This is a genomic window from Micromonospora sp. NPDC018662 (genome assembly GCF_044391475.1).
GTDB lineage: Bacteria > Actinomycetota > Actinomycetes > Mycobacteriales > Micromonosporaceae > Micromonospora.
Genome location: NZ_JBISAC010000004.1, coordinates 626,759 through 635,263, shown reverse-complemented (window position 1 = coordinate 635,263; position 8,505 = coordinate 626,759). Strand labels below are relative to the sequence as shown.

Genomic DNA, 8,505 nt, shown 5'->3' with positions numbered 1-8,505 from the left:
ACCCGTCGTCGCCTTGGTAGGCCATCACCCCACCAACAAGCTGATAGGCCGCGAGCCCATCCCAGGCCGAAAAACTTTCCACCACACACCATGCGATGCGAGGTCATATTCGGTATTAGCCCCCGTTTCCGAGGGTTATCCCAAAGCCTAGGGCAGGTTGCTCACGTGTTACTCACCCGTTCGCCGCTCGAGTACCCCGAAGGGCCTTTCCGCTCGACTTGCATGTGTTAAGCACGCCGCCAGCGTTCGTCCTGAGCCAGGATCAAACTCTCCAACAAAAACTTTGTCGGACACAATGTCCTGGCAACAAAAGTGTTGCCAAAGGAATCCCAACCAGACAGACCAAAGCCTGACCAGTCCGGGGTATAAAACAATTGGCACTGGCTTATCAAGCACCCTGTTGAGTTCTCAAAGAACAACCACACACCGCCCAGAACCCCCACCAGGAGGGCCCCAACCCGGGGCATTTCGTTCACATCCCCGCCGCTCTCGCGCCGGGCACTTTTACTACGTTACCCGGTGGTTTCCGCCGTGTCAAACCGGTGTTTGCCAGTTTGTCGTGCATCACCCTTTTGCCGGGCACCACGATTCGGCCGACTCGCGTCGGTCGCGTCGAGGAATTCGGCAGGACGGCCGTTCGCGGTTTCCCGCTGGCCCGTCCGTTTCCCTGCCGGCCGATAACCTTACCCGGTCGGTTCCGCCTCACCAAATCCGCCTCCCGGCGAACCCGGGGCACCGCCCGTGTTCCAGGTCCTGCGCTCCGGCCTCCCAGGTCTTTCGCCCTGTTCGTCCGTTCCGCGCTGGCAGAGAGAAAGTTACGCGCCCGGCGGATTGATCGTCAAATCCGCCGGGCGCGTCCCGCGTCACATCGTCGACCGTCGACTATCCCCGCAGCTCAACGCCCGCGAACGAGCGCTTCCCACGACGCAGCACCAGGTAGCGGCCGTGCAGCAGGTCGGCCGCGGTGACCGTCGCGTCGACCTCGGCGACCCGGGTGTTGTTGACGTAGGCGCCGCCCTCGGCGATCACCCGCCGGGCCTCCTTCATGCTCGGGACCAGGCCCGACTCCTTGAGCAGGCCGGCGACGTCCGGCAACTCGTCGACGGGTACCAGACCGGCCTCGGCGAGCGCCGCCCGCAGCGTCTCCGGCGAGAGCTCGTCCAGCGCTCCCCGCCCGAACAGGGCCTGACTCGCCGCGACCGCCTGGGTGGTCTCCCGCTCGCCGTGCACCAGCGAGGTCAGCTCCTCGGCCAGCGCCCGCTGGGCCGCGCGGGCCTGGGGGCGTTCGGCGGTGGCCTTCTCCAGCTCCTCCAGCTCCGACCGGGACCGGAAGCTGAAGTACCGCAGGTAACGGGTCACGTCGCGGTCGTCGGCGTTGAGCCAGAACTGGTAGAAGGCGTACGGGCTGGTCATCTCCGGGTCGAGCCAGACCGCGCCGGTCTCGCTCTTGCCGAACTTCGTGCCGTCCGACTTGGTGACCAGCGGCGTGGTGAACGCCTGCACCGGGCCGGCGCCGCGCCGGCGGACGTAGTCCACCCCCGCGGTGATGTTGCCCCACTGGTCCGAGCCGCCGAACTGGAGCTGGCAGCCGTGCCGACGGTGCAGCTCGAAGAAGTCGTTGGCCTGGAGGAGCTGGTAGCTGAACTCGGTGAAGCTGATGCCGCTCTCCAGCCGGGCCCTGACGACCTCCCGGGCCAGCATCTTGTTCACCGGGAAGTGCTTGCCGACGTCCCGGAGGAACTCCACCACCGACATCTCGCCGGTCCACTCCAGGTTGTTGACCAGCTCCGCGGCGTTGTCACCGGTGTACGTGACGAACGGCGAGAGCTGGTCGCGGATGCGCTGGACCCAGCCGGCGATGACCTCCGGCGAATTGAGCGTCCGCTCGGCGCTCTCCTTGGGATCACCGATCTGACCGGTGGCGCCGCCCACCAGCAGCAGCGGCCGGTGCCCGGCGAGCTGGAGCCGACGGGCCATGACGACCTGCATGAGGTTGCCGACGTGCAGGCTGGGGGCGGTCGGGTCGAAGCCCACGTAGAACGTGGCGCTCGGGCCGTCGAGCAGCGCACGCAGCTCGTCGGGGCCGGTCGAGTCCTGGATCAGGCCCCGCCACAGCAGGTCTTCGGTCAGGGAGTCCCGCCCCGGCGGGAGGTTGCTGTCGGTCACGGACCGATTCTCCCCCATCCCCGGCCCGGGGCCGTACCGGGTTTGCCGTCGGCGGCGCCGACTAGGCTGGCGGCGCCGTCGAGCGCGAGGAGGAACCAGGGTGGAGACACCGGACCTGACCGGGGGCTTCGTGGCCCTGCTGGGGCTGGAGCTCGACGAGGTCAGCGGCGATCGGGTGGTGATCCGGTGGCGGGTCCGCCCGGAGCTGCACCAGCCGTACGGGATCCAGCACGGCGGGGTCTACTGCTCGGTGGTGGAGACGGCGGCCAGCATCGGCGGCTCCCTCTGGCTGGGCGACCGGGGCAGGGTGGTCGGGGTGTCGAACCAGACCGACTTCCTGCGCGCGGTCCGGGACGGCGAGTTGACCGCGGTCGGCACGCCCGTGCACCGGGGCCGCAGTCAGCAGCTCTGGCTGGTGGAGATCACCGACGGCGACGCGCGGCTCGTCGCCCGAGGGCAGGTGCGGCTGCAGAACCTGACCGCCGACTGACGCCGGGCTGCCCGATTCGCCCGATAACCGGGCACTGACGCCGATATCGTCGCGTCGATGAGACCAGCCGCCCCCGCTCCGACGTGAGGAAGCTCCTCGCCGCCACGCTGGGCGTGCTGTCGGCCATCGGCGGCTTCGTCGACATCGGCGACCTGGTGGCGGCCAGCCAGGCCGGCGCGCTGTTCGGCATGGCGCACGCCTGGGTGCTGCTGGTCGGGGTGGTGGGCATCTGCGCGTACGCCGACATGGCCGGCCGGATCGCGGCGGTGAGCGGCCGGGCGGTGTTCGACCTGGTCCGGGAGCGGCTCGGGCCCCGGGTGGCGCTGCTCAACCTGGTGGCGTCGTGGCTGGTGACGGTGGTGACGCTGGCCGCGGAGCTGGGTGGGGTGGCGCTGGCGCTCACGCTGGCCACCGGGGTGAGTCACCTGCTCTGGGTGCCGCTGGCCGCGTTGGCGGTCTGGCTGGTGCTGTGGCGGATGCGCTTCGAGCTGATGGAGCGGATCTTCGGCCTGGCCGGGCTGGCGCTGCTGGTCTTCGCGGTCGCGCTGGTGGCGTTGCCGACCGACTGGGCGGCGCTCGGGAACGGGGCGTGGCGGATCAGCTCCGCCCGGCACGGTTGGCCGCTCTACTGGTTCGTGGCGGTGGCGCTGTTCGCGTCCACGGTCAGCCCGTACGAGGTCTTCTTCTTCTCCTCGGGCGGGGTGGAGGAGCGGTGGGGCCCGGCGGACCTGGCGCGCGCCCGGTCGAACGTGCTGATCGGCTTCCCGGTCGGCGGCTTCCTGGCGCTGTCGCTGATCGCCGTGGCGACGGTGGCCTACCACCCGTCCGAAGCGTCCCTGGGCTCGCTCGACGAGGTGGCCCGGCCGGTGGCGACCGCGCTCGGCGGCGCCGGTCTGGTCGCCGCCGTGCTGGCGTTCTTCGCGGTGACGTTCGGCGCGGCGCTGGAGACCGGTCTGTCGGCGGCGTACGCGGCGGCGCAGTACTTCGGCTGGCAGTGGGGCAAGCGGGTCAGCCCGCGGGAGGCGGCCCGGTTCCACAGCGTGCTGCTGGTCGGGCTGCTGCTCGGTGTGGTGATGCTGATGACGACAGTGGACCCGGTGCGGCTGACCGAGTACATGCTGGTGCTGAGCGCGGTGGTGCTGCCGCTGACCTACCTGCCGATCCTGGTGGTGGCCAACGACCGCACCTACCTCGGCGACCGGGTCAACGGGTGGGGGGCGAACCTGCTCGGCGCCGTGTTCCTGCTGCTCATCGTCGCCGCCTCGGTGGCGGCGATCCCACTGGCGATCATGACGGGGATGGGGCGATGAGGGTCCAGCTCGCCAAGCAGCTGCTCGACCGGCAGATCGTCGACGCCGAGGGCCGCCTGGTCGGGCGGGTCGACGACATCGCGTTCGCGGTGGACGACGAGGGCTACCCGTACGTGGACGGCCTGCTCACGGGCCAGGGCGCGCTCGGGGAACGGATCGGCGGCCGGGTCGGGCGGCTGCTGGTGGCGGTCGCCGACCGGTTCACCGACGATCCGCCGGTGCCGCCGTTGCGGGTGCCGCTGACGGTGGTGGCCCGGGTGGACAGCGCGGTTCGGCTGCGCTGTCGGGCGGCGGACCTGCCGTCCTCGCCGGTGGAGGCGTGGCTGCGACGGCACCTGATCGAGCGGATCCCGGGGGCGTACCGTGCGAGCGGGTGAGCTGCTCGGGCGCACCGCGTACGACCTGCACGGGCGGCGGCTGGGCCGGGTGGTGGACGTGGTGGTGCGCGGGGGCTGGCCGCCGGAGCGGCTGCGGATCGCCGACGTGATCGTCGCCGGTCACTGGTGGACCCGGGTGACCAGCCGGCTGATCGGGCCGGAGCTGCACCCCGCCGGGCCGTGGCTGCTGCGGGCGGTCGCCCGGCTGGTCGGGCGCAGCACCCACCAGGTGCCGGCGGACGCGGTGCGGCTGCACCCGCCGGTGCCCGGCTTCCCGTTCGGCCCACCCGCCGACCGGCGCTGAGCCGACCCTGCGCCGGACGCCGCAGGGGTGATCCCCGCGCCGGATGACCGGCGCGGGGTGGCGGGACCGTCAGCGGCGTGCCTCGTCGAGTTCCGGGGTGTCCGCCGGGTCGGCGTCGTCGGCCGGCTCGGCGCCGTCCATGTCGTCGCCGGTCCGGTCGCGACGGGGGCGGCGCCGCAGGCGCACCTCGGTGATCGCGCGCTGGTCCACGCCGGCCACCGTCAGGTCCCAGCGGTCCACGGTGACCTGCTCCCCCGCCACGGTCGGGATGTGCCCGAGGCAGATCAGTACCAGCCCGGCGATGGTGGTGTAGTCGCCGACGGGCCGGTTGGGCAGGTCCACCCCGAGGTCGGTGAGGTCGTGCACCGGGAACGTGCCGGGCAGCACCAGCGTCCCGTCCGCCTCGGTGTGGACCGCCTGCAGGTCGCGGTCGGTCTCGTCGTAGATCTCGCCGACGATTTCCTCGAGGATGTCCTCCAGCGTCACGATCCCGTCGACCGCGCCGCGTTCGTCCACCACCAGCGCGATGTGCTGGCGCTCGGCCTTGAACTGGCGCAGCGCGTCGACCACGGACAGCGAGTCGGGCAGCAGCATCGGCGGGCGGGCGATGTCGTCGACCGGCCGGTCGTCCGGGACGCCGACCAGGTCGCGCAGGTGGATGACGCCGACCGCGTCGTCCAGGCCGCCGTGCCGGACCACCGGCGCCCGGGAGTGCCCGGTCGCCGCCAGGACCAGCCGCGCGGCCTCCGCGGTGGTGCCGCTGTCGAGCGTGAAGACCTGCAACCGGGGTACGAGGACGGCCCGCAACTGCCGGTCGGCGATCTCCACCGCGCCGGCGATGATGGTGCGCTGCTCCTTGGTGAAGCCGTGGTTGCCGGCCACGATGTCGCGCAGCTCGTCCGGGCCGATCTCCTCCGGCTCGTGCTTCGGGTCGAGGCCGAACAGGCGGACCACCATGTCGCTGGTGGCGCCGAGCAGCCAGACCGCCGGCCGGGTGAGGCTGGCCAGCACGTCCAACGGTCGGGCCACCACCAGCGCCCAACGCTCGGCGGACTGCATGGCGATGCGCTTGGGCGCCAGCTCGCCGAAGACCAGCGTGACGAACGTGAGCACCAGGGTGACCGCGACGATGGCGACCGTCTCGGCGGCGTCGCCGAAGACGCCGAGCAGCGGCACCAGCGGGCGGGCCAGGGAGACGGCCGCGGCGGCGGAGGCGAGGAAGCCGGCGAGGGTGATCCCGATCTGGATGGTGGCGAGGAACCGGTTCGGGTCCTTGGCCAGCCGGGCGAGGGTGCGGCCGGCACGGCTGCTGCGCTCCAGCCGTTGCAGTTGGCTGTCCCGTAGCGACACCAGGGCCATCTCGCTGCCGGCGAAGGCCGCGTTGACGATGACCAGCACCCCGACCAGGGCCAACTGGCTCCAGTAGCTCTGCACGACCGGTTGTCTCCCTCGACCCGATCCGGGTCGGCCGATGGCCGACTCGCCGGCCGGCAGACCCGGTCGGCGTGGCCCCTCTGTGCCCCGCCGGCTCGTGCCTGAATCCTGTGCTTCTCCGGACCGGACAAAATTTTGCGGGCTCCGCATATTTGCGTGCCACGCATCATTTGCTACGGTCGGTGCGTGAGTGGACTGCGGGAACGCAAGAAGGCCGCGACCAGAGCGGCGCTGAGCTGGGCCGCCATCCGGCTGACCGTGGCGCGCGGCTACGACGCGGTGCTGGTGGAGGACATCGCGCAGGCCGCCGGCGTGTCCCCACGGACGTTCAACAACTATTTCGCCAGCAAGGCCGAGGCGATCTCCGCCCGACACCTGGACCGCAGCCGCCGGGTGGTGGACGCGCTCCGCGCCCGGCCGGCCGGCGAGCCGCTCTGGCGCGCGATCGAGGCGGCGTTCCTCACCTCGTGGGCGCCCGGTCCGGAGGTCGAGCAGTCGCCACCGGGCGCCCACGAGGAGTGGGTCGCCGGGCTGCGGGTGATGCTCGCCGAGCCGGCGTTGCAGGGCGAGATGCTGCGGGCCGGCGCGGTCGCCGCCGCCGAGCTGGCCGAGGCCGTCGCGGAGCGCACCGGCACCGACGCCGGCCGCGATCTCTACCCGCACCTGGTGGCCGCCGCGGTCAACGCGGGCGTCGGCGCGGCCATGCGGCACTTCCTCCGCGCCGAGCGCCCCGAGCCGATGGAGCGGCTGCTCTCCGACGCGCTGGCCCAGCTCGCCGCCGGGCTGCCGCCGCCGCGCTGATCCACCCCACCTCGTGAGAAGGGGCCCCTTCTCTACCGGAGGCGTTAACAAGGGGCCCGGCCTTTCATCCCTGGGAAGGATTTTGTGGTGATTGATGCGCTTGTCGTGGGGGCGGGGCCCAATGGGCTCATGCTCGCGGTCGAGTTGGCGCTGGCCGGGATCCGTCCGGTGGTGTGCGACCGGCTGACCGCGCCGACCACCGAGAACCGGGCGAACGGGCTGGTCGGCCAAGTCGTCCGGATGCTCGACCGGCGCGGCCTGCACGAGCGCCTCGCCGGCTCCGCCGCGCCGCCACGACCGACGCCCGGCTTCGTCTTCGGCGCGTTGCCGCTGGACCTGACCGCCGTCGCGGACAACCCGATGTACGGGCTGGCGGTGCCCCAGCGGCAGGTCGAGCGGGTGCTCGCCGAACGGGTCGCCGAACTAAGCGTGCCGGTCCGCCGCGGGTGCGAGGTGACCGGGCTGCGGCAGCGCGCCGACGCGGTGGAGGTCGACTTTGCCGACGGCGCCACGCTCGACTGCCGCTACGTGGTGGGCGCGGACGGCGGACGCAGCACGGTGCGGAAGCTGGCCGGCATCGGCTTCCCCGGCGTCACCACGGACCGGTCCGTCTCGCGTACCGCCCAGGTCGGTGTGCCGCCGGAGCTGGTCGACCCGGCCACCGGCGGTCTCGTCGTGCCCGGGTACGGGGTCGTGCCGCCGTTCCAGCACACCCGCACCGAGCACGGGCTGATCGTCTGGGCGCCGTTTCCCGACCGGGCGCCCCTGGTCAGCACCGTCGAGTGGCCGGCGGCGCCGGAGGCGGACGCGCCGCTGACGCTCGACGGGATGCGGGCCAGCGTGGCCCGGGTGCTCGGGGTCGAGGTGCCGCTCGGCCCGCCGGCCGGGCCCGGTCCGCACCTGCTGCGCCGCCTGGCCGGCGGCAACACCCGGCTCGCCGAGCGCTACCGGGCCGGCCGGGTGCTGCTGCTCGGCGACGCCGCCCACGTCCACTCCGCGATCGGCGGGCCGGGGCTGAACCTGGGCCTCCAGGACGCGGTGAACCTCGGCTGGAAGCTGGCCGCGCGGCTGCACGGCTGGGCCCCGGACGGGTTGCTCGACACGTACGAGGCCGAACGCCGACCGGCGGCCCGGCGGGTCACCATGTCGACCCAGGCCCAGTCCGCGCTGATCGCGCCGGGCGCCGAGGTCACCGCGCTGCGCGAACTCGTCGGCGAGCTGCTCGCCCGGCCGGGGAACGCCGGGCACGTGGCCGCGCTGATGGCCGGCGCGGACATCCGCTACGACCCGGGACCGGACGGGCCGCCGGTCGGCACCTGGGCTCCGGACCTGGTGGTGCACCGCGACACCGGGCCGGTACGGCTGGCCGAGCTGACCCGGGACGCGCGCCCGCTGCTGCTCGACGGCACCGGCACGCTGGGCGGGACCGCCGGGCCCTGGCGGGACCGGGTGGACGTGGTCGACGGCCGGCTGACGGGCACCGCCTCGACCGCGCTGCTGCTGCGCCCGGACTGCTACCTGGCCTGGGCGTCCGACGCGGCGGCACCGGACCGGGACGGGCTGCGCGCCGCGCTGACCCGCTGGTTCGGCCGGCCCCGCGACCACGCGAGCACGCCGGCCTGA

Annotated in this window: 8 protein-coding genes and 1 rRNA gene; 6 read left to right on the top strand and 3 right to left on the bottom strand. The window is 72.6% G+C overall.

Features of this window, described 5'->3' with window-relative positions; translation table 11 throughout:
* Nucleotides 1-278, bottom strand: a 16S ribosomal RNA gene (locus ACH495_RS16505); the annotation flags it as partial.
* A gap of 604 nt (nt 279-882) precedes the next feature.
* Entirely contained in the window at nt 883-2,184 is a 1,302-nt protein-coding gene (gene tyrS, locus ACH495_RS16500) for a tyrosine--tRNA ligase (protein ID WP_396858556.1), read from the bottom strand.
* 82 nt (nt 2,185-2,266) lie between these two features.
* On the opposite strand from tyrS, the gene ACH495_RS16495 reads away from it, so the two are divergent.
* From ACH495_RS16495 to ACH495_RS16480, 4 genes are all read left to right on the top strand, one after another.
* Nucleotides 2,267-2,656, top strand: a complete 390-nt coding sequence (locus ACH495_RS16495) for a PaaI family thioesterase (protein ID WP_396858555.1) — start codon at nt 2,267-2,269, stop codon at nt 2,654-2,656.
* A gap of 83 nt (nt 2,657-2,739) precedes the next feature.
* A complete protein-coding gene (locus ACH495_RS16490; RefSeq protein WP_396858554.1) occupies nt 2,740-3,966 on the top strand; it encodes an NRAMP family divalent metal transporter in 1,227 nt (408 codons plus the stop codon).
* Nucleotides 3,963-4,343, top strand: coding sequence for a hypothetical protein (locus ACH495_RS16485; RefSeq protein WP_396858553.1), 381 nt, complete (start codon nt 3,963-3,965; stop codon nt 4,341-4,343). The genes ACH495_RS16490 and ACH495_RS16485 overlap by 4 nt, the downstream gene beginning before the upstream one ends.
* Complete coding sequence (locus ACH495_RS16480; RefSeq protein WP_396858552.1) at nt 4,330-4,647, top strand: PRC-barrel domain containing protein; 318 nt, start codon at nt 4,330-4,332, stop codon at nt 4,645-4,647. The genes ACH495_RS16485 and ACH495_RS16480 overlap by 14 nt, the downstream gene beginning before the upstream one ends.
* A 69-nt stretch (nt 4,648-4,716) precedes the next feature.
* Here ACH495_RS16480 and ACH495_RS16475 read toward each other — a convergent pair whose 3' ends face one another.
* Nucleotides 4,717-6,081 carry a hemolysin family protein gene (locus tag ACH495_RS16475; RefSeq protein ID WP_396858551.1) on the bottom strand — a complete coding sequence of 455 codons (1,365 nt, stop codon included), beginning with the start codon at nt 6,079-6,081 and terminating at the stop codon, nt 4,717-4,719.
* A 186-nt stretch (nt 6,082-6,267) separates the two neighbouring features.
* Here ACH495_RS16475 and ACH495_RS16470 point away from each other — a divergent pair, with 186 nt between their 5' ends.
* Both ACH495_RS16470 and ACH495_RS16465 read left to right on the top strand, forming a co-directional pair.
* Nucleotides 6,268-6,882 carry a TetR family transcriptional regulator gene (locus ACH495_RS16470; protein WP_396858550.1) on the top strand — a complete coding sequence of 205 codons (615 nt, stop codon included), beginning with the start codon at nt 6,268-6,270 and terminating at the stop codon, nt 6,880-6,882.
* Between the two features lie 84 nt (nt 6,883-6,966).
* Entirely contained in the window at nt 6,967-8,505 is a 1,539-nt protein-coding gene (locus ACH495_RS16465) for an FAD-dependent monooxygenase (RefSeq protein WP_396858549.1), read from the top strand.